Genomic DNA, 25,545 nt, shown 5'->3' with positions numbered 1-25,545 from the left:
AGCTTTTATGTTGCAGCTAATAATAATTGTATTTGTTGTGATTTTCGGTTCAGCGCTTTGTTCTGCTACGGAAACAGCGTTGTTTTCTGTTTCTCCCCTGAGAGTCAGACAATTAGCACAGTCCAATCATCCGGCCACCCTTGCACTGTTGGCAATTCGGGAAAATATGAATCGACCGATTGCCACAATTGTGATCATGAACAATATTTTTAATATTGTTGGCAGTATTATTACAGGTAGTATTGCTAGTCAAGTCTTGGGAGATACTTGGTTGGGAATATTTTCGGCAATACTTACTTTGTTGATTATCATGTTTGCAGAAATTATTCCCAAGACAATTGGAGAGCGCTATTGTGAACAAATCGCTATGGTGACGGCTTTACCTGTAACTGGACTGTCTTTAGTGTTCACACCTCTGGTTTGGATTATCGAAAACGTCACTGCACCCTTTTTTAAAACCAAAAAGCGACCAACCACAAATGAGGCCGAAATCAAGTTGCTGGCGAATATTGGTCAACAAGAGGGGATTATTGAAAGCGATGAAGCAGAAATGATTCAACGGGTATTTAGATTAAATGATGTCACAGCAGCAGACTTGATGACACCCCGGATTATGTTAACTTATATCCGCGGAAATCTCACTCTTGAAGCCGCAAAAAAAGACATTATTGCTTCTCAACATACCCGTATTATTGTAGTTGATGAGTCGATTGACCAGGTAATTGGATTTGCTTTAAAGCATAATTTACTCACAGCTATGGTTGAAGGTAATAACCAGGAAAAAATTGCTAATTTAGCGAGAAAAGTTCACTTTGTTCCCGAAATAATTCGAGCTGATAAACTGATGAAGAATTTCATCGCAGCGCGGGAACATCTGGCTGTGGTGGTTGATGAATATGGAGATGTGGCTGGTGTGGTAACATTGGAAGATGTACTAGAAGTGATCACCGGTGAAATTGTCGATGAGACTGATAGAACAGTTGATTTACAAGAAATTGCTCGCAAGAAGCGGGAAAAAATGTTGCAGTCTATTAATGTTAGTCATCCCAGCTAAGTTTTATAATCTGCTCTAACACAGCCTAGTAAATACTATTCGTCAATTTGACCAAGGCGACGGATGTTTAAAATGTCGCTCATTTTCTTAATTTGAGTAAACACTTGCTCTAGTTGCAAGCGATCGCGTATATCTATTCCTAAATCAATCAAAGCGGGTTGATCAATAGAAGTTTTCACCTGTGCATGACGCACATTAATTCCCTGGTCACTCAACCGGGATAAAATATCCTTGAGGACCCCCACACGGTCAAGAGCTTCGATTTGCACATTTACCGGGTAAGTCTGGGGACGACTGATATGTTCAACAGCACAGTTCCAACTGACGGGTACTAAGCGCTCAAACTCCACACTTTCGAGATTACTACACCCCTGACGATGGATAGAAATTCCTCTACCCCGTGTGACCACACCAATAATTGCTTCACCGGGAAGGGGAGTACAACAACCAGCTAGATGATATACCAATCCCTCTACGCCAATAATGGGTGAATCACAAGGACGGGTATTCAGGGGAGGGGTATCGCGGACAATTTTTGATGTTGTTGGTATTTCTTTACCGGGAAATAAAGAAACAACGTTAGCAGGTTGTTGTTCTTTAGCTACTTCTCGCCAGCGATTGAGAACTAAGTTGAGGGTAGTTTCACCGTAACCCAGACCTGCTAGTAAATCTTCGACGCTGTGATAATTACACTTTTCGGCCACAGTTTGCATGGCTTGTGATTTGAGCAAGTTATCAAAACCTGTTTTACCTAGTTCCTTTTCCAATAATTCCCGTCCCCGATCCAGATTTTCATCGCGGCGCGATCGCTTGTACCATTGTTTAATGCGATACTTCGCTGCCGAAGTTCTCGCAAAATTCAACCAATCCAAACTAGGATGGCTGTTCTTCTGGGTAATAATTTCTACAATAGCGCCATTTTGCAAAGGAGTTGACAAAGGTACCATGCGGCCATTTACCCTGGCTCCGGCACAGTGGTTACCGACTTCGGTATGAATATGATAAGCAAAATCTATACAGGTTGCACCAGGACTTAAAGGTATAACATCCCCCTTAGGGGTGAAGACATAGACATCATCTCCAAATAAATTATCTTTGACGCTATCAAGATATTCTTGAGCGTCATTGAGATCACTTTGCCATTCCAGCAGATGTCTTAACCAAGTAAACTTTTCATCAGCGCTGGTGAGTTGGCTAGTAGAACCACCTGTTTCCTTGTACTTCCAATGGGCTGCAATCCCATATTCAGCCACATGATGCATTTCCACAGTGCGAATTTGGATTTCCAAAGGGCGGCCAGTCAGCCCAATCACTCCAGTATGCAACGACTGGTAATGGTTAGGCTTGGGCAAGCCGATGTAATCTTTAAATCGAGAGGGAATAGGGCGAAAAGTATCATGAACCACTGCCAAAGCCCGGTAACATTCCTCATTAGTCTGGACAATAATCCGCAGGGCGGCCAAATCATAAATTTCATGAAATTCTTTTTGCTGCCTTTGCATTTTTTGATAAATGCTATAAAGGTGCTTAGGACGACCACTGATATCCTGACATTTAATACCCGCTTGCTGCAAACGCTCCCGCAGTATCTCTGTAGCTTTAGCCAATTTTTCTTCCCGCGCCGTCCGTTTTTCGGAAACATGATCCTGCATTTGCCGAAAGGCTTCCGGTTCCAGGTATTTAAAGGACAAATCTTCAAGTTCCCACTTGATGTGCCACATCCCCAGGCGATTTGCTAAGGGGGCAAAAATATCTCTGGTTTCCTGGGCGGTGCGCAGACGACTAGACTCTGACATATACTGTAAAGTTCGCATATTATGCAAACGGTCTGCCAGTTTCACCACAATTACCCGAATATCCTTAGCCATAGCTACAAACATCCGCCGGAAGTTTTCCGCTTGGCTTTCGGTTTTGCTGTTGAAATTTATTTTAGAAAGCTTGGTGACACCTTCTACTAATTGGCGTACTTCTGCTCCAAAGTGTTTTTCTATGTCTTCACTTGTGACATCTGTATCCTCCACTACATCATGAAGAAATCCAGCTGCTATCATGGCAGCACTGCCACCTAAATCTCGCAGTAATCCGGCTACGGCTACGGGGTGACTAATATATAGTTCTCCCGATTTGCGGTATTGACCCTCATGCAGTTGATAGGCAAATTCAAAGGCCTTACCAATTAAAACTTCATCACTATACTTTTGCTGTTCTTCTGGATCACCCCTATATGCTGATGACTCTCGTAAACATTTGTGAAGCCATTCCGGAAGGGCGAGTGTAGTTGTGGAATTTACAAGTGTGCTGCTCATACAATTAGGGATTAAACGTAATCAGTAGATAAGTGAGAGATGAAGATTATGGGTAGCAGGAAGGGTGGAAAATCCTATCTGCTACAGTTAAGAAGAAAAATGAGGATAATTTTCTAGTTGCCTGTGGTAATTATCCATACAGCAATGATAAATCTATATTATGGCAAAACCTCAAAGCTGGAGTTGAGGCACTGCGGTTTGTCATCAGAAGTTGAGAAAGTTTATTTTAAAAGATAATTTATTGAAACTAATACTATCTTAACTAGCACTGAATGTCTCTAAATCTTGAGAAATATCACAGACTCGCAACTTTACTCGAGCAAATACGCTCTGATACCTGTGTCACCCCAGTCAATCCACCTGAACTGCGAAAGGGTGTGGCTTTGTTGCAGCAGGTGTTTCGCCTGGAGATTGTACCTTTACCTGATGCGGGTTACCGGGTACAGTCATATCAGACTGAGATCAGTAAGCAGTTGCGCTTGTTGGAAATTGATATCATGTTCCTCCAAGGAGCACGGCAAGCATCCACGACTAATGAGAGGCTCAAGTTGATTCGCGATCGCTTGCAGACTCTCATCCAATACTGTGAGGCTATTGTGCAACCACCACCAGAGGCGCAAACATAACAATTCTTTACCTTTTGCTCTACTCCTGACATGATCTCATATTTGTGGGACAATTGACAGTTATTTTTGTAACTATTTCCCCAAACAGGAATTTCCGAGGTCAAAGGTATAGCGGTGAGTGTCAAAAACATCTTCCTAACAGAAATTACATGAGTGAAGCTTTATTGACCATTGAAAATCTCCGTGTGGCTTATCCTCAAAGTAATGAGGAGGTAGTAAATTGGGCGGTTGATGATGTATCTTTCACCTTACAAGCAGGGGAAAGAATGGGTTTGGTGGGTGAGTCGGGGTGTGGTAAATCGACTCTGGGAAGGGCTGCAATGGGGTTGTTACCCCCTGATAGTAACATTCAGGGGCGGGTAAGGTTTCAGGGTAAATCAGTGTTTGATTTAATACCTGAGGAGTTGCGTAAATTTCGGGGTAAGTCTTTGGCTTTGATTTTTCAAGATCCCATGACACGCCTTGACCCATTGATGACCATTGGTGACCATTGCATGGAAACCCTACAAGCCCATTTACCAAAATTATCACCTAGGGAAGCTAAAGCACAAGCGATCGCCACTTTAGAAAAAGTGAACATTCCTGCAAGCCGTTGGTATCAGTACCCTCATGAGTTTAGCGGCGGAATGCGTCAACGGGTAGCCATTGCTTTGGCTTTACTGCTCAATCCCAAGTTGATTATCGCTGATGAACCCACCACTAGTTTAGATGTCACCGTCTCGGCGCAAATCTTACAAGAATTAAGCCGTCTATGCAGTGAAGAAAATATGGCCTTGTTGCTAATTTCTCACGATTTGGCTATGGTGGGGGAGTATTGCCATCGCCTGGGTGTGATGTATCAAGGGAAGATGGTAGAAATGGGGGCGACAGAAACTGTATTGAGACAACCCCAACATGAATACACGCGATCGCTATTACAAGCAGCTTTACATATTCAAAGTATAGATGTAAAAACTATGCCCTCTGTACCAGGAAATGGGGAAGCTTCACCATCACCAATCTTGCAGATTACACAACTAAAGCAGCACTACACTATAGAACCGAATTTTATCCAAAGATTATTGAATAAACCAAGGGAAACAATTAAAGCCGTAGATGAGGTTAACTTAAAACTCTATCCCGGGGAGATTTTCGGTTTAGTTGGGGAATCAGGTTGTGGCAAAAGTACACTGTCCAGGACAATATTACAGCTGATTCGTCCCACCGCGGGGAAAGTGGAATTTTTGGGACAGGATTTAATGAGTTTATCGCCCCAGGAAATCCGGGTTTCACGGCGACAAATGCAGATGATTTTTCAAGACCCCCATGCTTGTCTTAATCCTGTAATGACAGTGGGACAAAGTATAGCTGACCCCTTATTTATCCATCAGCTAGCTGATGCACAAAAAGCAAAATCAGAAGTTTTATGGATGCTGGAAAGGGTGGGATTAACACCAGCAGAAGTTTATTATCAACGTTATCCCTCGGATTTATCCGGGGGACAACAGCAACGAGTCGCCATTGCTCGCGCTCTAATTACCCGTCCCCAACTATTAATCTGTGATGAGCCTGTGAGTATGTTAGATGCTAGTGTACAGTCCCAAGTGCTGGATTTGATGTTAGAATTAAAGGCAGAATTTGAATTAACTTATTTGTTTATTACTCATGATTTGTGGTTGGCGCGGTTTTTGTGCGATCGCATTGCCGTTATGCATAATGGTAAAATTGTAGAAATGGGTAGTACAAAGGAAATATTTACCAATCCTCAACATCCCTACACTCAAACCTTACTAGCATCCGCTCCCTTATTAGCTCGTTCTTAGGTCTACCAGAAACCGCGCACAGTGCCCCTGGTTTCTAACTATGGGGGTGTAGTGCGCTTTGTAATTCAGGTGAGTGAGAAGGCAAAAATGTTAAGCGAATCTAATCAGGGCAACAATCCGATGTTAGCGACAAGGCGCTGCACGTGTATGTACTCTTGCCGCACCACCGAGACAGGCAACCGATTCAATCGGCTCTCTAGGACAATGGGAACTCCGGGTGAAAATTGAGTAATCTGCGATACCCACCAAGTATGAGGTGTAATCCGAGAATGGATGTCCTGCCGCCCATCATTGTCAGAGATATGAATCTCCAAAAGTCGCTCTGATGGCAGTTTCAACCATTGCAGCTTTGCTGGTAAGCTGTCGTGTTGCCAGATGTTGAGGTGTGCTAATATCAATTTACATTGAAGCTGCATAAAAAAGAGCTTCGAGAATAAAATCATAAGAAGTCAAGGAAATAACACGTTCTGATGTGATTTGACTGAGAAGTTCGTTGAGGCGAGCGCGAAGTTCATCAAGTGTGTTGAAAACTTGTCCTTTGATTTGAGATTTGAGAAACAACCAAAATCTTTCAATGGGGTTAAGTTGTGGACAATGGGCTGGTTGACACAGAGGAATAATATTTTCAGGCCACTTCAATTGAGAGGTCAAATGTGCTGCGGCTTGGTCAATTTGAAGGAGTGCAATATCTTCTGCGAGTTGAGATGAAAGCGCATCTAAAAATTGTTGAAAATGTTCTCCACAAAGCTTTGGATATTCCAAGCAAAAATGCCATCCACTCAATGGTTCAACAACACCATACAGCCAAAAACTTTCTCGCTTCCATGAAACTCTTACTACTGGTTGAACACCAGGATTAGTCAGAACACGTCTAGGTTCGGTTTTTAATCCCAATCGGCTCTCATCTTGACATAGATAACGTAACCGTTTGCCTTGACCAAATAGTTTTTGCCAAACTATTACTGCTTGTGCAATGTTTTTTTAAATGTCTCTATTGCTTGTGGGTCTTGCTTGACACTGCATGGTCTTGGTACTTTCAGCTTGCAACCGAGCTTGTATCGCACTAGGTAATGTACCATTCGGTAACTTACATCTAATCCATAATTGTCATTGAGCCAACTCACAATTTCTCCGTAACTCGCAAAACCAGCGGACGAATTTAATTGAGTTTTGAGCGATTCGAGTACCTCACCTTTGATTTTTGGCTCTTGTCCGGGTGGTTTTTTCATTTTCAGTAACCCAGCTAATCCCTGTACTCGGTATTTCTGTAACCATCTTGTTATCGTTGATGGGTCACGTGCTAGTCTTTGCGCCAATTCATGATGTGAGCGCACTTGTCCTATTTTGAACCACCAAAGCATTTGTAGCCGTTCTTTCTGGCTTGCACTTCTTGTCTGTTTTAGTGTTTTCTCCAGATAGTCTGCACTTTCGGTAATTTCTATTTTTAGCTGACGTGCCATTTTTGTCTTGTCTCACTTAACCCTCATATCTCTATTATATGCAACTTCAATGTAAATTGATATAAATATCTTTTAATTCTAGCAACACGATTTCTGGTGTAGTAAATTCTACCTTCAGAATCAAGTTTTTCCATCGTTTCTTTAGGACATCTCCAAAGTTTAACTATTCCATTCCATTCATATTGATAACCACCACCAGCTAAACCAGCCGCGCCTAAATCACCAGACATCCATTTTCTACCATCATCATCTTGATATCTGTAATATTTATCAATATAATTTTGGTCATATTTTTGATATACCTGATTCCAGGTATATTTCAAACTTTTAGAATAGTAAAAAATAACATCATGAACATTACCATATTTGCCAGAATCATTATGACCTGATGTACGTTTCCAAATAATTTCATTTCTAAAATCACCACCCTGAGAACAAAAAACAGCATCTAATACTAACTTTAAATAATGACTCGCATTAGGATCGCAGTGTAGGTAAAAACTACCCGTAGGTTTTAAAACTCGGTGAATCTCCGTGATTCTTAAAGTCATGCTCACTAAATAAGCAAGTAAACTACCTTTCCCTAAAACATTCCTTAACCCAGTAATTAAATCAATACATTGCTGAGTAAATAAACCATGGTAATTAGTAATAATTTCCTCTATTCCATGTATGGCGTGGTCGTCCCATTCCCATGTATCTATAAATGCTTGAGCTTGGGCTTTATCTTCTGAGCCAATATTATTGTAAATTTGATTGTAATTGCGTTTAGAATTAAAAGGCGGGTCAATATAACATAAATCAACAGACTCATCTTTTATATAGCGTCTTAAAACTTCTAAATTATCTCCATAATAAAGTTGATTAACCATGATGTTTCTGTGGTATGCTGCTTTGCTTAGTTGAACCCTGATTAACCCTTTTTATACTTAAATTGTTTTTTGCTGTAGTAGAAAATACCTGATATTATCTGATGTTATATTAAAAAATATTAACCAAATACCTGAAAAAACCTGATTATCTCCTGGCAACTTAAGTTATAATTCCTACAGGTGCTACTGAGTCTAGGTTTTATGAATGTTGCAGAAATTTTACAATTTGTAGATAATTTAGTCTTTAGTGAGACAGAACAGCATTTAGATGATTTACAAAAAAAGATTATTGAAGAGGTGTTTAAAGGAAGAACTTATAAACAAATTGCAGAAACCTATGATTACGATGAGGGTTATATTGGTGATGAAAGTCGCAAGTTATTTAAAATCTTATCTCAACACTTGGGAGAAAATATTAATAAGTCTAATTTCTGTTGGACTTTAGAACGAGTTAGAGATTTTTCTAAAATTCTTAATTATGGAAATAATAATATTACTTGGTATTCTAACTATGAAAAACCTCATCATCCCCAAAATCAACCACCGAATCAACCTGATAACACTGAAAAACCTATAAAAACTTATTATGATTTAAAGCTAGCGCCAAAAGTTACCCAGTTCTACGGAAGAGAACAAGAGCTAGAATTATTACAAGACTGGACATTAAATGATCATATTCCCTTAATAGCCATATTGGGACAAAGGGGAACTGGGAAAACCACCTTAGTTAAAAGGTTTATTGATATCAACTTACAGAAATTTGAATTAATTATCTGGAGAAATCTCAAAATATATCCATCTTCCGTGAATGAGTTATCACATCAAGTCATTACAGAATATTCGGGAACTATCACACCTAATTTACCTGATAAATCTCTCATCTACCAATTTTCCCAGTTATGGCGCGAGCAAAAGTGCTTAATTGTCTTTGATGATGTCCAAACCCTATTTACTCGCGGGGAATTTGCAGGAAAATATCAACCTCAATATCAAGATTATCAAGGGTTATTTCAGATGTTCACAGAATTTGAACATCAAAGCACTATAATTCTAATTAGTCAAGAACAACCTCCAAATATTCGTTGTAGAAATCAGGAATTATTCCCCAGTTTATCTGTAAGTAAATGTTGGGAATTGTCGGGTTTATATAATATAGACTTTCTCCAAAGTATGGGTTTAACATCCCATTCGGAACAGGAATTAATACAACTAATCAAACTCTATAACGGTAATTTTATTTATCTGGGCGATATTGCTGGTTTAATCAGCAATTTATTTGCTGGTAGTGTGAGGGAGTTTTTAGGGGAAAATAACCTAGTAATTACTCAAGATATGAATATTTATTTAACTGAGTTATTCCAGAGATTATCACCTATAGAACAGAAAATAGTTTTAGGAATGAGTAAATCTCAACAACCTGTATCTAGGGAATATTTACGGAAAAATTTATCACTGTCATCTACAGAGTTAATCAATGGCTTACAATCATTATCTCAGCGTTATCTGATTAAAAACATAGCAGCGGATACAGTCATGTTTAGTTTAGATTCAGTGTTTCTGGGTTATTTACAGCAATATATCTTAGATCCCCGACTTCTTCCAGAAGTCGGGGATATGACTACTAAACTAAGTAAAGTTACTTAAGCTGCGCCACTGTTTTTATTAAATAAAATGGCGATGGTTTTGAGAATTAAGTTAAAATCATATAGTAAGCTCCAATTTTTTTGATACTGCAAATCTAGGCGAATCACATCCTCAAAACTGCGTACCTTAGACCTTCCATTAACTTGCCATTCTCCCGTCATACCGGGTCGGACATCTAAACGCTGCCATTCTGGCACTTCGTAGCGTTCTACTTCGTCCGGTGTGGGTGGTCTAGTACCTACTAAGCTCATATCTCCCCGGAGGACATTCCAAAATTGCGGTAGTTCATCTAGGCTGGTACGCCGTAAGAACTTACCTGCTTTTGTAATTCTGGGGTCGTTCTCGTTCTTAAAAAATGCTCCCTCGACTTCGTTCTTAACTTGGGATTTTTTCGCCTCTGCATCTACGCACATGGAGCGAAATTTCCAAATTTTAAACTGTTTTCCCATCCAACCGCAGCGGACTTGACTAAAGAAGATGGGGCCGGGGTCATCGAGTTTAATCGCTAGGACTATGGGTATAAATAAAATTCCTGTAATTACTAAACCCACTGTTGCGCCGATAATATCTATAAATCTTTTCATCCAAGATGCTATTGAGGGATGAGTCTGTGGTAATTGTTCCAGGCGCTGGTTAGGTGTGAGGTTTTCAGCTTCTGTAATTTCCCTGCTAGACTCTATGGGAAAGACTTGATCTAGCCCTGTGAGGTTGAGTACGGCCATTACCTGGGGGGTAATATTCCGCAAGGTTAAACTAATCCCTTTTACACGGGTCTGTTTGAAGTTACTGACTAAGGCTCCTAAGCCACTACTATCCATAAAAGTAGTTTGCTCAAAATCAATAATAATCTCTTTGGGAGGGGTGTTTCCTTGAATTAAATCCTCACAGGTCTGTTTAAAGCTAACCGCCTCAAGTACGCTTAACCGGGCTGGTATCCGCACTATTACAGTTTCCTGGAAGGAAGTTACTAAAAAGTCTTCCTGTGTGAGTTGGGTAGTCATGAGGCTCCGCACTTTCGTTTCTATCTAAATTTCGGCCGGGAAAAATTGTTTTGTCCTAGCAGGTTACCTAACTTTGTCTGATATCTGTGGACTGAAGGATTCAGAAGTTAGTTGATGAAGATTAGAGCCGATATTGCCCGCGACGATTCACAATAGAACAAGAAGTAAAGAAAACATACCCGCTTTTGTGCCGACGCAGCGCGATCGCGTTACTCATATCCCATGACTGCTAAAACTACGGTAAAATCTACAGCACGCCTGATGGAGGTCTTTTCTGCTATTCAAGGGGAAGGATTTCATGTTGGGACCCGTCAACTTTTTATTCGCTTTGCTTTATGTGACTTGCGCTGTCACTTCTGCGATAGCGTTCATACTTGGAATGCACCGGTTAATTGTCGCATAGAGCGATCGCCTGGATTGCGCGACTTTGAATTTCACTCTAACCCTGTCCCTCTCCCCACTTTAATGGCATGGGTGGAACGGCAAAATTTACCTTTTCTCCACGATAGCATTAGCCTCACTGGCGGCGAACCCCTGCTTCATGCAGCCTTTTTAAAGGAATTTTTGCCCCCGGTGCGATCTCTTACCCAATTGCCTATATATTTGGAGTCTGGAGGACATCGCCCAGAACAGCTGGCTATGATTTTGCCCTATCTGGACTCTGTGGGTATGGATTTAAAACTGCCTAGTGTCAGCGGTGAAACCTATTGGCTAGAACATACAAACTTTTTACAATTATGCTTTGATGCACAAGTTGAGGTTTTTGTCAAGATAATTATTTCTGAGAATACAGACCCGGCGGAGTTGCAACGCTCGGCGGAATTGGTGGCGGGTGTGAGTCCAGATATTCCCATATTTTTACAACCGGTGACACCTTTGGGGGGTGTCTTAGCACCTACTCCCCAACAGGTTTTATTATGGCAAGCTATGATTAAACCTTTGGTACCCCAGGTTAGGGTTGTACCTCAAACCCACAAGATGTTAAATCAATTGTAAGTTACACGTCTATTTTTTGGTAATTTTTCGGGGGAGTTTGCCGCCCCCCTGTTTTTACGGTCAGCCTTCGTCGCTGCTTCTAGATTTGGCTTTGGCTTTATTTGCACTGCGTTTGAGGGCAGATAGTCGGTTTTCGTAGCGAGTCCGTTGGCGTTTACTAGGTGTTGTGTCAATCATGGTTTTTAAGGCGCTACCTAGGCTCTTGTAGGCGTTAGGTAAGCTATAACCAAAACGGGTCGCTAGGGCGATCGCTTTTTCGTCCGCAGCAATTAATTCTCTGATTTGCTTTTCGCCATTATTTTTTTGATATAATCGCCAGCCGGAAACTCCACACAGGGCTAAGGCTAATACTAGCAATAATCCATCCTGTACCCACAATTCACCCACGGCACCGCCTAACCCAATGGCTAATGCTGCCATTTCCCAACCATCTTTAGGAATTGTATCATTTTGAATCCGCGCTACTTCGTGCCAAAACAATAGATTGCGCTGATCCATTGCTAGAGCATCCCATTTCACCAAGTCAATTTGAATTTCTACTTGGTCTTTACTAATTTCTTCACAGCGGATTAGGGGTGGGTTAACTTCGGTTGTTCCTTCAACTGTCACCCAGCTTTGTAATTCCGGCGGTAGTAAGCCTTTTAAGCGCCGCAGTTCGCCCATTTCTGCTCTAGCAAAGGAGGTTGCGTAGGATGTCATAAAGTCCAGCCCTAGAAAAATTCAGTATACTTTGGAGTATAGCTATTTCAGTGATGATTGGCTTGCTCACTGGTTAGCTCTGTTAATGTGCATTTTAAACCAGAAACCCCGTTTTTTTGTTAGGATGCAAAAAAACCAACACATCACACTTGCCAGGCAGTTTGTTGGCAAGTAGGTCGGTGATTGGGTAGAATTGTAACACAATGGACAAAACACCTGAGGTTTAATGTCTGATTATTTCCAAGGAAATTTACCATTACAGTCCGTTTCCCAGATCAAAAGTGCAATCCGGGGACTTAAGGCTGAAACCAAAGAGGTGAGTGAAGATTTGGCGGCGACTATCGCCGCTGCTGCTGAGGAACGTAAGGCGGGTGATATCTTAGTTCTCAGGGTGGCAGATGTCTCTTATCTGGCTGATTACTTTGTGATCATGACCGGTTATTCTCGGGTACAGGTCAGGGCGATCGCCAATGCTATTGAGGCTCAGGTAAAGGCTGATTGGCAAAGGCTACCTCTCCACAGTGAGGGTAAGGTTGATGCTAGTTGGGTGCTGCTCGATTACGGTGAGGTGATTGTTCATGTCATGATGCCTACAGAGAGGGAATTTTATAATTTAGAAGCATTCTGGGGTCATGCAGAACACGTTTCTCTGACAAGTTCTCAACAGGGTGGGGGTTAGCTAACATGATTAGGCCTTCGGTTTCTTATTGTCCAGTTCCTATCGAGCAACAACCGCTCAATGAATATGAACAGTTAAAAACATCTTGGCTATTTTGTGATTGTATCTTGAATAGGCGCGATTATATCACAAGGCTGGTGGGGATTTGGAGTTTGTCTTGGTTGGTGGCAGGTCCAGTGGCCGCGGCTAGTTTCCCCCCACATAAACATCTGGCCCATTTTCTCCTCTGTGGTTCCGCAGGTGCTAGTGTGGGGGTGATTTTGGTGCTGGCTCGGTTGTTCTTGGGCTGGCTTTATATTCGCGATCGCCTCTATAATCCCACTGTGTTTTATGAAGAGTCGGGGTGGTATGATGGCCAAACCTGGACTAAGCCCCAAGAGGTAATTATGCGCGATCGCTTAATTGTCTCCTACGAAATTAAGCCTATTCTCCAGCGGTTAACATTTACTGCCGCTGTCTTGGCGGGAATGTTTGCTATTGGTACTATAGTTTGGCAATTCTCATAAATCCTCATCTGGTCATTGGTAAGTTACCAATGACTAACAATTAAATCATCTAATTCATCACAAAAGGTAATAAATTTTCACCCATGACAATGGGAAAACGCACTCAAGCCATACCTCTGGAAGTCCGTCTCCTACGGGAAGGAATTGTCGAATCTCGCCATATAGTCCAGGCTGTTGTCTGCGATGACCGGGGACGGGTGCTGTCTGTGGCTGGTAACTCCGAAACTACCGCCTTTGTCCGCTCCGCACTCAAACCTTTTCAAGCACTGGCAGTTACTACTACAGGCACCCTAGAACGCTATAATCTGAGCGATCGGGATTTGGCTATAATTACCAGTTCCCACAAGGGTACCATCCAACAGGTCAGACAAGTCTTTAATGTTCTCTGGCGCGCTGACCTTGACCCCCAATCTCTCCAATGTCCCCAACCTGAAGGTAAAAATAGCCCCCTAGAATATAACTGCTCCGGTAAACACGCCGGGATGTTAGCTGTTTGTCAACAACGCCATTGGCCTTTACACAACTACTTAGAACGTAAGCACCCCGTACAGCAGCTGGTTTTAGGCAAAGTCGCCGAACTGCTACGTATGCCGGCCGAGGAGTTCCTCAGCGCCCATGATGACTGCGGCGCTCCCACCTATTTAATGCAAATCAGTCAAATGGCCTCCTTATATGCTCTGTTGGCTTCTAGTAGCAATGTCGATATGGAGCGCATTGTCCGGGCTATGACTCATCACCCCGCCATGGTAGCCGGTGTAGGGGAATTTGACACCGAACTCATGGGTTTAGCCCCCGGCGAACTCATCAGTAAGTCAGGTGCCGAAGGAGTGCAATGTATCGGCAGGCTGGGGGAAGGTATGGGGCTAACTATTAAGGTCATGGATGGGGCAAAACGCGCTAAATATGCCGTGGCTATTCACCTACTGCAACAAATGGGTTGGATTAGTCCCAGCGCCGCCCAAAGTCTGAGTGAGCAGTTTATGATTTTGGGTAAATACAAGCGTTTAGAAGTCATTGGAGAATTATCATTTTTATAGTTGACAAACTTCTGGCTTTATGGTTATACTGTAAAGGTCAAGAAGCGACGCGGGATAGAGCAGCCTGGTAGCTCGTCGGGCTCATAACCCGAAGGTCAGTGGTTCAAATCCACTTCCCGCCACCACATCAAAGATAAATAAGACCCTGGTAACTTTATTGTTCCCAGGGTTTTGTTTTTTCTGTGACTTGTGGATCCACCCTAGTTGTATAGCAACCGCCAAGGAGGTTAGGACGCAAAAAGCAAGACATCCTCAATGGCATCTCGTAAAGAATCAAACTGCTCAAGTTTTTTGCGGATTCGACTTTTTAACCAAGACCAACATTTTTCAATCTGATTCAGGTCTGGAGAATAAGGTGGTAGAACACTTCACACCCTGCGTACTCAATCAGTTGTTGAATGCGCCCACCTTTATGAAATGTGGCATTATCCATCACCACAACCTGTCCCGGTTTGAGTGTGGGAAGCAAACAAGCTTCAAGCCAAGTCTCAAACACTGTTCGATTACACGCACCCTCAACAGTGAAAGGAGCTATCAGCTTTTGGTTGCATAATGCGGCAATTATGTTCACCCGACCTTCACGACCACCTGATTTCATTGCATGGAATCGCTGCCCTTTTGGGTTCCAACCATAATCATACTGGTCTGGGTTGTCCATTCCTGACTCATCGAGGTATACAATCTTCTCCACAGGTAACTTAGACAACTGCGTTACGAAAGCCTGTCGTTTAACCTCATCGCGCTCACGATAGCCATAAGTCTTTTTTTTCGCGTAAAACCAATTTTTTTCAAAGCTCTTGAGATTGTGCGATCGCTAATTTCTCCAGGCCAAAGTGAGGCCATCTCTACTTGGGTTTTATCGCCATGTACGGAAGCGAACTCACGAAATTTTGCCCAATCGGTAATTTTGTGACCATTCCCAGGACGCTGACTAGGCAAGGCTTGGAAGTCCCCCGTTTCGGTTTTTCGCTTCAACCATAGGGTGATGGTGTTGCGACTAATATTAAACATTTGACTGGCTTGAGTTTTTTTCAAGCCATCGAGTTCAATCGCTTGGATTACTTTTTGACGAAGGTCGTAACTGTACGGCTTGGGCATATACCTGTACTAAGCGATCGCTTCACATGAAAAGGGACTACTTATAGTTTATGCTTAAATTACCTTGGCGGTTGCTATAGAACAACTTCCTCTTCGTCATCAGTCAAACAAACCCTCTGTTGTCCGGGAAACTGGCCGTCGAATTTCTTGTTTTCTGCAAGGATTACTCACCATTATTGCTGATTTACTTAATGGCAAAGGCATTTGTTTAAATGGCTTCCATTCCCACCTCCAATACTCAATCAATTGCTTTTAATAGCTCTTAAAGGGGTATTTTTTCACGCCTTGTCATCACTTCCTTGTCTTCCAAGTCTTGCCCTCACGACAATGTAAAAAACCTACCCTTGTAAGGGGAGGCCCGACCCATAGTCAAGGTTTTTGTCAGGGTTTTTAGGTAATTTTTAAGTTTTGGGGTTGGGTACTGTGATGGTTAGGCTGAAGGGAAAGGTGAGGTTATTCTTTTCCCGTTCGGTTTCTAGAGAACCTTTAAATTCGTAAGTACCTGGTTTAAGATTTTGCAGGTTGGGATTATTTTCGATGTAAACATCTCTTTCGGAAACTGCCACTATGGAGGTGGGTGTTTCTCTACCTTCCAGGGGTTGTTGTCCGGTACCGGATACGGTCCAATTTATCCAAGCGCGGGTGGAGCCTGAGCCGGTATTTTTAACTCTGATGGCGACTCGCTTTTTATCGGGGTCGTAGGTAGCCTTAAGGATGTTTAAGTCGGGTGCTACATCGCCACTTCTAGCATAGATGGGCATACCAATGCGGCTGCTGATGGCGGCTTGGGCTATGGAGTCGGGGCTGGTTAATGCTACTTCTCGGAGGTCTTGGACATAGAGGACGGCGCGGAGTTCTTTGTTTTGAATTTCCCGGGGGACTCTGGCTACTAGGCGCACATTCCTTTCTGTTCTGGGTTGCAGTTCTACTTCCCTAGGTGAAAAGACTAGATAGGGTGTAAGGTCCATGTCACTGCTTTTGAGTGACTCTAAGCCATTGGAGGTATAAGTAAAGGGTTCAGCGTAGACTCGTGCGCGGTAGGGGTTGTTTGTACGATTGCGAACGGTGATTAGTTGTTGTGCTTGCCCGTTTTGCACATCCATGACCACCATCAAGGGGGACATACTGACTTGAGCTTGGGTGGGTAGGGAAAATAAGACGATTAATAATGCACAACCCAAACTTAGGGCTAAAAAACTTATGTATTTAAATTGTCGCCACATATCGGTTATTTATGGTAAGAATTACTTCGGAACCATGGTACTAGATTAACAATAATTGTGACATGGTAAAAAGTAATTTTGTTTCCGGATTTTTACCCCCCTTAATCCCCTCTTGTAAGGGTGGAAAACGGTCAACGGTCAACCGTCAACCCTCAACCTTCAACAAAATCTGAGTGCTTATCTGGGAACTACGGTTAACATGGTAGCGAAGCCATATTGACCAGCGGGAATACGCTCGAGGTCTGTGCTAATGTCAAAGGCAAATCCAAATACACCGTTTTGATCTACGTAGGCGGAACCGATTCCCAAAATCAAACTAGCGCTGCTGGTTTTAACGTCCTGATCCCCCACGACCGCGGCTACAGTGTTGGATTGTGTAAATGCCTCGTTTAATTCAGTGATAGTCCTGGTAATTATCCTGTCCGCTGGAACACGCAATCGAGCAATATGCATCCGGGTTGTGGCTGTCAGCAGGGGTAGCTTAGGTGATCCGGAAATTTGGTAAGGGGAGGTAATAGTCGCCAGGGTGCTGTTACCACCGAAGTTACAAGACAAGCCCACATAAGCCAACTGACCACGACCGTTGCGAAATCCGTCGCCATTGATTGGACTACTAATCAGACGACCACGGGTGAATTCTTCATCTGGAATATCTCCACCATCCCCATCTATGGACTCTACGAGTCTACCTACGGTTTGACCGAGAATGTCGCAGGCGGGGATGACATCTGCAATGGCTTCAATTTGAATTCTGTTACCTGCTTGGGCGGGAGTCGCCCACACCATGGTCAGAGAAACTAGAATAATGCTCGGTACTGGTATTTTGCGCAGTAAAGCCCAATTCAACATAGTAATTGCCTCAAGACGGCTGGGTGATTTCCTAGTCACACTGGAATAGTTTAGGCAAGTTTCAACCCGCATGACATCGATACAATTAGCTATCTAGGAAGTAACAATGATGGGAGTGGTGCTATATTGATTGAAGGAAATTAATTAAGTATCAATATAATTGCGATACTTTACCTATTTACCAGTGGTAGCGATTATTAATTAAAAATTAAGTGGTTTTGCTGTTGACATTGGCTCACACTTGCCAACGGCTGCCTAACCAGCGGTTTAAGCCTTGGGGGTAAAAAACCGGAGTGCAGCCATAGGTAAAACTAACATATGAACGCACCCCTTGTACACTTACCTGCAGGTTTGGTTGTAGAACTAGAGATTAGCGAGGAACTACGGTTAAGGTTGTGGCGATACCATATTGACCAGCAGGAATCCGGGCGCCGTTAACTTCAATGTTGAAGCCGAATCCAAATGTGGCGCCAGGTTGAGCATATGCTGAGTTTTCTCCCAGGATCAGTGCAGCGTCACTGGTAGCAACTGCTCCGTCAGCACCGCTAGTTACGGAGGCGACGGGGTTAGCGTCTTCAAAGTCAGTGTTTAAAGCGTCTACGGTCTGGGTGACAACCTCAGCGGCTTCAACAACGGTAGTAGCAGCGTACATCCGAGTGGTGGCGACGTTGATATCTAAAGCTTCACCACTGATTTGCACAGGGGAGGTAACGGTAGCAAGGGTGTTGGTACCACCGGTGCAGGATAAGCCCACATAAGCTAATTGACCTGCTCCGTTTTCAGGTTCAAAACCGGCTGTTGTTACAGTCCGTGTTGGAGCAGAAACTAGACGACCGCGGGTCAAGATTGCTCCGCCGGAACCATCACCAGGAACGGACTCAACAAGTCTACCAACGGTTTGACCGAGAATGTCGCAAGCGGGGATGACATCAGCCACCGCTTCCATTTGGATTTCGTTACCAGCGTAGCTAGGAGCTGCAGCCAACATCATAGAACCGGATGCGATTACCATACCGGTCAGCATGGAAGCTTTGCGCAATAAGTTAGACATAAATGATTCTTTTCATTTAATGAGTGTTATTTTTCTTTCATACGTGATTTTTAATCACGTGAGTAACACTATAAGTATCTGTGTCTGTAAATCACATCGATCCTACCATCCTAAATTTAGTACCAAAAAATTAGCGATTAAATAAGACGGTACTAGTACCTAATAATTATGGATGTTTTGAGGAGTTAATAAAACAGATAAAAACGGACTAGCTAACTTTCCGGCGTCAAAGCGACTAGAGACATTTAAGGAATTTAAAATCCGGGTGACATGATTTTTGACTGTTCTTTCGGAAATAAAAAGTTTTTCGGCAATTTGGCGATTAGTGTAGCCGATAATTATTAAACATAGAACTTCTCGCTCTCGTTTGCTTAACTTATCTAGTTCTGGTGTTAACTGTATGTTGCCATGGGTGGGTAAATTTGGTTGACCTATGTCGGTAAGATTTTGAAAGCCAAATGTTGACCCTTGGAAGACACCGGGGCTAAACCCGGTGTAGCCCTTAATAACTAGACGAATGGAGTGTACTAAGTCTTCCTGAGAGATATTCTTAAGCAGGTAGGCACTGACGTTATACTTGATGGCTTGATGCACATAATGCTGATTGTCAAAGCTAGACAAGATGATCACTTTAGTTTGGGGAAACCTTTGAGTGATGATTTGAGTGGCTGATATTCCATCCATTTCGGGCATATTAATATCCATGATCACGATATCTGGATTTAATATTTCTACCTGTTCAATGGCTTGGATACCGTTTTCGGCTTCACCAACAACCTGTAAGTCTGCATTGCTTTGCAGCAAAGCCTTTAAGCCTTGGCGGATGAGATTCTCATCTTCGACTAGAAGTATAGTAATCATAATCAGAGAACAAAAATAAGGGTAAAATGGTTGATATAGCCTTTAATTGATTTGCATATTGTACTTTAATATTGTGTGTATAAATGTATCAAAGGGAGGGATTAAAGGGCAGTTGATGAGTTGAATGGCAATTAGATCTTAATTTTGTGGTAGTCACATTAACCATAGTTGAATATAATATATTTTCCTATAAACAACCTACTGGTAACTAAAAGAGATTACGCTGGAAATATTTATGGTAATATTGAGATAAAGGTTTTTCACCAAATTCTCCCCTCCTGAATAGGCTATGAATAGGCTGTGAATATCGTACTGGGTACTAGATTTGTACTAGTACCCAGTATACCTTTTTAGGGTGTTTAATAACTGTTCATTAACTTATTGGGGAGGAAAGGAATACAGAGCGGTCAACATGACTTCAATGATGATTGTAAAAATGATCCATAAATGTTAGGGTGGTGTCACTTGAGCAATTTTAGGTAACATTTTAACCAATTGAATCAAAATTTCCTAGTTATACACTGATGAACTTATGAGTAATTACCGTTTAATTAAACCTGTATTAATTGCCGTAATTTGGATCACCATTCTGGTTCGGGGTACTTTAGTTATGGCACAGACACTGACAACGCCCACTACAGAATTTACCAATGTTGCTACAATTACGAAAGCCTGTGAATTTCTAGCAGGACCGCTATCGGGAGAGCTTGTAGAAAGTTACAGTGGTGGAGATACTACATCTTTAGTTGCTAATGGAGATGGCACTGGTGTAGTAAAAGGTTTAGCAGCACGAGCACTGATCGACTGTACAACCAACGCGGGAAACTATGCAATTATTACTTCTCCTGAATATATTGTTCCGGCTGATCCGAGCCTTCCTAACATATCTAGTATTATTACGACTGGAATTACCACCCTATACCGGGGTGGAACGATCGACCCTTTTGACCCTACTGAACCTCTTGCTCCGATGGTAAGTGTAGTGGGTGATGGTAAAACACAAAGTCAAAGTAGCCCGGTTTTGTTAACAGATAGCCTTGGTAACAGAAATTTTGCTGACCCTACTTGGTTTTTGATGGGGATGGAAATTCTGCTCAACAGACAAGGGGCGCCATCAGGAGATTTTTCTTTTAAATCTCAATTAACCCTCTTACCTAGATAGGCTTGATTTTAAGCGGTTATCGGTTGGGTATCCTTAGCGAACCACAAGAAGTTAGTCATGAGTTAAGTGTTTTAGTTAATTATTTTAGTTAATGTTTTACTGAGAAGATAGTTTATTCTTCTCATCCCTTGTTTCAAACTTGATTGAGATGTTCTCGTCATGTGATTTCCAGGTTGTAACTACCTCAGAAAATCCACTTAATCAGGATGTATTACTTGCTGACCTTGAGTCAGCAGAATTTATCCCCTCGTTAAAAAAGTGTTCTGAGGATATTTCACGGGTCACTATACCTGCTGGTATAGATTTTGGCTATGTATTCCCGGAACAGCGCCGGGATTTGACGCATTTTGAGTCGTTAAAATCTATACCCCCATCAGCAACTTCTGATGAGGATGTTCCACGGGTTACTATCTCGGAAAATTTAGATTTTAATTATGTACTCCCTTCTGGTGGTTCTAACTCATCTTTGTTAGCGCGGTCTGATGAGGATGTTCCACGGGTTACTATCTCGGAAAATTTAGATTTTAATTATGTACTCCCGTCTGGTGGTTCTAACTCATCTTTGTTAGCGCGGTCTGATGAGGATGTTCCACGGGTTACTATTTCGGAAAATTTAGATTTTAATTATGTACTCCCGTCTGGTGGTTCTAACTCATCTTTGTTAGCGCGGTCTGGTGAGGATGTTCCACGGGTTACTATTTCGGAAAATTTAGATTTTAATTATGTACTCCCTTCTGGTGGTTCTAACTCATCTTTGTTAGCGCGGTCTGGGGATGTTCCACGGGTTAGTATCTCGGAAAATTTAGATTTTAATTATGTACTCCCGTCTTTTAATTCTAACTCATCTTTGTTAGCGCGGTCTGGGGATGTTCCAGAGTTCACTATTTCAGAAAATACGATTGCTGAGAGTGTTTTCCCGTCTTTTAATTCTAACTCATCTTTGTTAGCGCGGTCTGGGGATGTTCCAGAGTTCACTATTTCAGAAAACACGATTGCTGAGAGTGTTTTCCCGTCTTTTAATTCTAACTCATCTTTGTTAGCGCGGTCCGGGGATGTTACCCCGGAGACTAAACCAGAGAATATACCTGGTAATCAAGTATTAACCCCTAATGGTAATTCTGAGGTAGCGCGGTCTGGGGATGTTCCCCCGGTGACGAGGCCAGAGAATATACCTGCTAAAGATGCACCAGCACCAACAAGTCAGGATTTGGCTAGACGTGAGATATTGGGATTAACTACCCCCAGTAATGTAAGTACCCCTAATGATATTCTACCGGTGGGAATTAAATTTGGTAAAAAAGATGTTTTATCTGGTGTGTTGGTGAAGGGGAATGAAGATGGTAGTCAAGCTGTGAACTTTGAGGAATGGCTGATACCCTATGAATCTTTTCTTAAGGCTTTTAGCTTTACAGTCACTCCTTTATCTAATGGTAATGTTCAGTTGCGATCAACTGGGTTAGTCAAGGAATTTGACCCTAAGTTATTGATTGCAGACAGTGAGATTGGTGAGGCCTTGACTATCGCAGAGATACGTCGTCAGTTTATGGTAGAAATTAAATTTGACATTGATAGCTATGCGATTGTCTTTGAAGGGTCTTGGCTATTTGCAAGAAGTCGAGAGGAGAAAGAAGTTAAACCCGTAGTTTTAGAAGGTTTACCTCGTGTGACTCCTCCTGAGTACGCCTTGTCCGCTGTGAGTCAAAATGTCAATTCTTCTCTACGTACTAATACTTTGAGAAATAGTGGGTCAACCACCATCAGTGGAAAATTGGGAGACTTTACATTTAGTACCAGGGTTGCTCAACCAAACCTAGAAAATTTTAACCAAGCTTACCTACAAGACTGGAGAATACAAAATTTAGGCAAAAATAGGGATCACATTTTTGGAAGCCAGAGCTTATTTTACCCAGGCTCCTCAAATTTTGGCGAATTTTGGGGTTATAGTTATATTAGTCGCTTTGGTTATCAAGCAAGTCGTGGGGGGTCAGTCCTTGACCTAAATTCCCGACTGAGTAACCGGGATTTTGTCCGCACCATTGAAGGTAATGCTGTACAGGGGAGTTTAGTGCAAATTTGGGGCGGTAATGTTTTATTAGGTGAAGTATTGGTAACCCAGACGCAAAGATATAGTTTCCCCAATGTTCGAGGGAATAGATTTACAATTCTATCTTATCCCCAGGGTAATCTGGCGGCTACCCCGCAAACAGAAATCAAAGTTATTGATCCTCAGTATCAGCAACTTCCTGCTGGTACTAGCGCCGTTTATACTTCCGTGGGTACATGGCGTCAGCGTCAACAACATCAAAGCCTAGGTTCTGTTAGTGGTTTAGTCACGGGAGCGGGTTATCGTTATGGAATCTCCAACGATTTAACTGTGGGATTTGGTGCTGTTTATGATAGTGTAAATTTCCGCTCGTTTGGAGAGGCAATTTATACTCATTCTAAATTACCCTTGACTTTAGGTTTGCGTAGTCTTTCCGCTACCGCCAACCAAGCCAGCAGTTTAACTTTTTCCGGTAATTTCAGACTTAATCAAAATTCTAACATTTCTTGGAGTATGGGAGACCAGGTATTTTGGCGACTGAGCAACAGTTTTGAACCCATCAAAAATGTGAGATTACAGACAGAGTTAAGCAATACCGGGCTTAATGTCAGGAGCTTTCACAATTTATCACTGTTTGGGGTGTCGGGTAACCTCAGTTTAGGATATGAACAAAAAAACAACTCTTCGCGAACCTTTGCAGAAACATCAACCCGTTGGCGCTGGGGAAATCTCTCTCATAATTTAGAGGGTCGTTTTGAAGGGGATGGTGGTTGGCGACTACGCAATAGTTTTCAGTGGAAAAACTGGCAATTAGATTTAACTAACTCTTATAAACAGGTAATTTTCAGTCGTTTTAATGCCCAAGAGTCAGAAATTTGGAATAATCTGAGTTTTCCGGTGAAAAATAGCAATTCCTATCAAGAGATGTATCTAGTTAATAATTTGAATCGCCACAAGAATAATTCTATTAAAGACCAAATATATGGGCGTTATCTCAAGTCGGATAATCATAGCCTGATTGTAGCAGCTTGGCGACATAATGGCAACCCCGCCTCAATCAGGGAAAAGTTAGATAGAACTAATTGGAGTTGGGAGTTAGGTTATGGTTTTGGTTCCCAATCATCAGGAATAGTAGCATCTGTGACCACACCGAGTTTATTTGCTGGTTTAAGTTTAAAAGCCGGGTATTCAGGTGCTTCAGTTCAAGGAGTGAGTTCTCAATTTTCTGTGGGGTTGGTGATGAATTTAAATTTCAATCTGCAAGATGGTATCAGTACAGATAAAAGAAATGCTAGTCAGTTTGAAGGGAATGGAGCAATTTTAGTACAACCGTTTTATGATGAAAATAATAATGGGGTGCGGGACAGGAATGAGGCTCTAATTACCTCGCAGGATAATTCTTTATTTATGCTGAATAATCTCTCTTTAAAAGGGAATAAAAGTTTGTTATCCATCGGTAATGGGATTGTGATTCCTGCACCTATAGGGGAACATAGATTAGATTTAGATCCAGCGGGGTATCCCGTCGGTTGGGAACCACGGGAAGCAGCCTTTGCTGTGGAAGTTGCCCCGGGAGCTTATACAATTGTGAAAGTTCCATTTGTGAAAACTGCCACGGTGGAGGGAAGGCTGAGAAATCAATTTGGTCAACCGATAAATGGAGCCAGGGTAGAGGCTATTAGTGTGATCAACCAGAAAAAATACTTTTCTATTACCAGTCCATCCGGGGCGTTTTATTTAGATAATCTCCCACTGGGAGAATATACTTTGAATGTGGGGGGTTTAGATATTACTCCCAAAACTCTGCAACTAAGTAAATCGGAATTTGTGCAGGATACTTTAGAGTTACAGGTTTTTATTCCCAGTGACGGACAAACAGCAGACCGAGCAGCAGTTCCCACTTATACGGTTACTGGATATCTCAAGGATAAAGCAGCGGAAAATCTCAAGGGAATTAAAGTGACTGCTATTCATACTCAATCGGGGAGAATTTTTACTTCCATTAGTGACATTCAAGGATTTTTTAAGTTTCAAAATTTAATTCAAGGTGAGTATAAAATCAAGGTGGGTGATTTTATTGTTGAACCGGAGAAATTTATTATAGATAGTTCTTCCCCTTGGGAGAATAATATGACATTGCAAGTTAACGCATTTAAACAAGAAATTTACGCTGATGCAGCTAATTATGTTGTACGGGGTATTTTAACCGACGATGCTGGGGCAAGATTATCTCAGGTTGAGGTAATATTAACTGATGTGGAAAGTAACCGGAAATCTTTATCAGAAACTAATGCTTTAGGTGCGTTTATTCTGGAAAATCTGCCTATAGGTAGATATAAGATAGAAATTAAAAAAGGAGTAGAGGAATTAGAAGCTAGTCCCAAGTATTTGGAAATTAACGAGGAATCTTTTTTACAGTCTACTGTGAATATTGAAGTCAACTTAAAGTAGAAATATTAATTGATTCCGGTGGTTGAGGGAAGTCGAAACCACGATCGCCCCCATGATATAGCAGGGGGCAGGGGGCACCGGAGCAGGGGGAAGGCTTGAAACGCTTGAATTTCAATGGTTTTAT

The 25,545-nt window shown here is 42.0% G+C and carries 21 protein-coding genes, 1 tRNA gene and 1 pseudogene; 11 read left to right on the top strand and 12 right to left on the bottom strand.

Features of this window, described 5'->3' with window-relative positions:
- Positions 1-7: 7 nt before the first annotated feature.
- The gene (locus NWP21_RS18450) at positions 8-1,054 is read left to right on the top strand and encodes a hemolysin family protein (RefSeq protein WP_271734015.1); all 1,047 of its coding nucleotides are present in this window, start codon (positions 8-10) and stop codon (positions 1,052-1,054) included.
- A 35-nt stretch (positions 1,055-1,089) separates the two neighbouring features.
- Here the strand turns inward: NWP21_RS18450 and NWP21_RS18445 are convergent, their stop codons facing one another.
- Positions 1,090-3,360 carry a bifunctional (p)ppGpp synthetase/guanosine-3',5'-bis(diphosphate) 3'-pyrophosphohydrolase gene (locus tag NWP21_RS18445; RefSeq protein ID WP_271734016.1) on the bottom strand — a complete coding sequence of 757 codons (2,271 nt, stop codon included), beginning with the start codon at positions 3,358-3,360 and terminating at the stop codon, positions 1,090-1,092.
- Positions 3,361-3,632: 272 nt separating this feature from the next.
- Between NWP21_RS18445 and patD the strand changes: the two genes are divergently transcribed.
- Complete coding sequence (gene patD, locus NWP21_RS18440; RefSeq protein ID WP_271734017.1) at positions 3,633-3,986, top strand: heterocyst frequency control protein PatD; 354 nt, start codon at positions 3,633-3,635, stop codon at positions 3,984-3,986.
- 149 nt (positions 3,987-4,135) lie between these two features.
- On the top strand, positions 4,136-5,788 hold the full coding sequence (locus tag NWP21_RS18435; protein ID WP_280793815.1) for an ABC transporter ATP-binding protein: 1,653 nt from the start codon (positions 4,136-4,138) through the stop codon (positions 5,786-5,788).
- 104 nt (positions 5,789-5,892) lie between these two features.
- Here NWP21_RS18435 and NWP21_RS18430 read toward each other — a convergent pair whose 3' ends face one another.
- From NWP21_RS18430 to NWP21_RS18415, 4 genes are all read right to left on the bottom strand, one after another.
- Positions 5,893-6,204 carry a hypothetical protein gene (locus NWP21_RS18430; protein WP_280793814.1) on the bottom strand — a complete coding sequence of 104 codons (312 nt, stop codon included), beginning with the start codon at positions 6,202-6,204 and terminating at the stop codon, positions 5,893-5,895.
- The gene (locus NWP21_RS18425; protein WP_280793813.1) at positions 6,188-6,682 is read right to left on the bottom strand and encodes an IS630 family transposase; all 495 of its coding nucleotides are present in this window, start codon (positions 6,680-6,682) and stop codon (positions 6,188-6,190) included. Before NWP21_RS18425 ends, NWP21_RS18430 begins: the two co-directional genes overlap by 17 nt.
- Positions 6,683-6,747: 65 nt before the next feature.
- A complete protein-coding gene (locus NWP21_RS18420; protein ID WP_280793811.1) occupies positions 6,748-7,248 on the bottom strand; it encodes a helix-turn-helix domain-containing protein in 501 nt (166 codons plus the stop codon).
- 23 nt (positions 7,249-7,271) lie between these two features.
- Complete coding sequence (locus NWP21_RS18415) at positions 7,272-8,120, bottom strand: DNA methyltransferase (protein WP_280793810.1); 849 nt, start codon at positions 8,118-8,120, stop codon at positions 7,272-7,274.
- 201 nt (positions 8,121-8,321) lie between these two features.
- Here NWP21_RS18415 and NWP21_RS18410 point away from each other — a divergent pair, with 201 nt between their 5' ends.
- Entirely contained in the window at positions 8,322-9,764 is a 1,443-nt protein-coding gene (locus NWP21_RS18410; protein WP_280793809.1) for an AAA family ATPase, read from the top strand.
- Here the strand turns inward: NWP21_RS18410 and NWP21_RS18405 are convergent.
- Positions 9,761-10,765, bottom strand: coding sequence for an anti-sigma factor antagonist (locus NWP21_RS18405; protein WP_280793808.1), 1,005 nt, complete (start codon positions 10,763-10,765; stop codon positions 9,761-9,763). The two genes, NWP21_RS18410 and NWP21_RS18405, sit on opposite strands and share 4 nt — an antisense overlap.
- 222 nt (positions 10,766-10,987) lie before the next feature.
- Here NWP21_RS18405 and NWP21_RS18400 point away from each other — a divergent pair, with 222 nt between their 5' ends.
- A complete protein-coding gene (locus tag NWP21_RS18400) occupies positions 10,988-11,761 on the top strand; it encodes a 7-carboxy-7-deazaguanine synthase QueE (RefSeq protein WP_280793807.1) in 774 nt (257 codons plus the stop codon).
- A 60-nt stretch (positions 11,762-11,821) separates the two neighbouring features.
- Here NWP21_RS18400 and NWP21_RS18395 read toward each other — a convergent pair whose 3' ends face one another.
- Positions 11,822-12,460, bottom strand: coding sequence for a DUF3318 domain-containing protein (locus tag NWP21_RS18395; RefSeq protein ID WP_271732178.1), 639 nt, complete (start codon positions 12,458-12,460; stop codon positions 11,822-11,824).
- Positions 12,461-12,686: 226 nt separating this feature from the next.
- On the opposite strand from NWP21_RS18395, the gene rsfS reads away from it, so the two are divergent.
- The 4 genes from rsfS (at position 12,687) to NWP21_RS18375 (ending at position 14,807) form a co-directional block, all read left to right on the top strand.
- A complete protein-coding gene (rsfS, locus tag NWP21_RS18390) occupies positions 12,687-13,139 on the top strand; it encodes a ribosome silencing factor (RefSeq protein ID WP_271732177.1) in 453 nt (150 codons plus the stop codon).
- A 5-nt stretch (positions 13,140-13,144) separates the two neighbouring features.
- The gene (locus tag NWP21_RS18385; RefSeq protein ID WP_280793806.1) at positions 13,145-13,645 is read left to right on the top strand and encodes a CGLD27 family protein; all 501 of its coding nucleotides are present in this window, start codon (positions 13,145-13,147) and stop codon (positions 13,643-13,645) included.
- 83 nt (positions 13,646-13,728) lie between these two features.
- Positions 13,729-14,682, top strand: coding sequence for an asparaginase (locus NWP21_RS18380; protein WP_280793805.1), 954 nt, complete (start codon positions 13,729-13,731; stop codon positions 14,680-14,682).
- Between the two features lie 48 nt (positions 14,683-14,730).
- Positions 14,731-14,807 (top strand) — tRNA-Met (locus NWP21_RS18375).
- A gap of 102 nt (positions 14,808-14,909) precedes the next feature.
- On the opposite strand, the pseudogene NWP21_RS18370 reads toward NWP21_RS18375, so the two are convergent.
- From NWP21_RS18370 to NWP21_RS18350, 5 genes and pseudogenes are all read right to left on the bottom strand, one after another.
- Positions 14,910-15,780, bottom strand: a pseudogene (locus NWP21_RS18370) (IS630 family transposase).
- A gap of 401 nt (positions 15,781-16,181) precedes the next feature.
- Positions 16,182-17,003 (bottom strand): hypothetical protein, encoded by an 822-nt coding sequence (locus tag NWP21_RS18365; protein WP_280793804.1) that lies wholly within the window; start codon positions 17,001-17,003, stop codon positions 16,182-16,184.
- A 177-nt stretch (positions 17,004-17,180) separates the two neighbouring features.
- On the bottom strand, positions 17,181-17,852 hold the full coding sequence (locus NWP21_RS18360) for a hypothetical protein (protein ID WP_280793803.1): 672 nt from the start codon (positions 17,850-17,852) through the stop codon (positions 17,181-17,183).
- 370 nt (positions 17,853-18,222) lie between these two features.
- Positions 18,223-18,903 carry a hypothetical protein gene (locus tag NWP21_RS18355; RefSeq protein WP_280793801.1) on the bottom strand — a complete coding sequence of 227 codons (681 nt, stop codon included), beginning with the start codon at positions 18,901-18,903 and terminating at the stop codon, positions 18,223-18,225.
- Positions 18,904-19,062: 159 nt separating this feature from the next.
- On the bottom strand, positions 19,063-19,764 hold the full coding sequence (locus tag NWP21_RS18350) for a response regulator transcription factor (protein WP_280793800.1): 702 nt from the start codon (positions 19,762-19,764) through the stop codon (positions 19,063-19,065).
- Between the two features lie 532 nt (positions 19,765-20,296).
- Between NWP21_RS18350 and NWP21_RS18345 the strand changes: the two genes are divergently transcribed.
- Together NWP21_RS18345 and NWP21_RS18340 are read left to right on the top strand one after the other, a co-directional pair.
- Positions 20,297-20,926: a hypothetical protein gene (locus tag NWP21_RS18345; RefSeq protein ID WP_280793799.1), complete on the top strand. Its 630-nt coding sequence runs from the start codon at positions 20,297-20,299 to the stop codon at positions 20,924-20,926.
- A gap of 148 nt (positions 20,927-21,074) precedes the next feature.
- The gene (locus NWP21_RS18340) at positions 21,075-25,421 is read left to right on the top strand and encodes a carboxypeptidase-like regulatory domain-containing protein (protein WP_280793798.1); all 4,347 of its coding nucleotides are present in this window, start codon (positions 21,075-21,077) and stop codon (positions 25,419-25,421) included.
- Positions 25,422-25,545: the final 124 nt, after the last annotated feature.

This window comes from Anabaenopsis sp. FSS-46, from assembly GCF_029891665.1.
Taxonomy (GTDB): domain Bacteria; phylum Cyanobacteriota; class Cyanobacteriia; order Cyanobacteriales; family Nostocaceae; genus Anabaenopsis; species Anabaenopsis arnoldii.
This window is presented reverse-complemented; position numbering and strand designations above follow the sequence as displayed.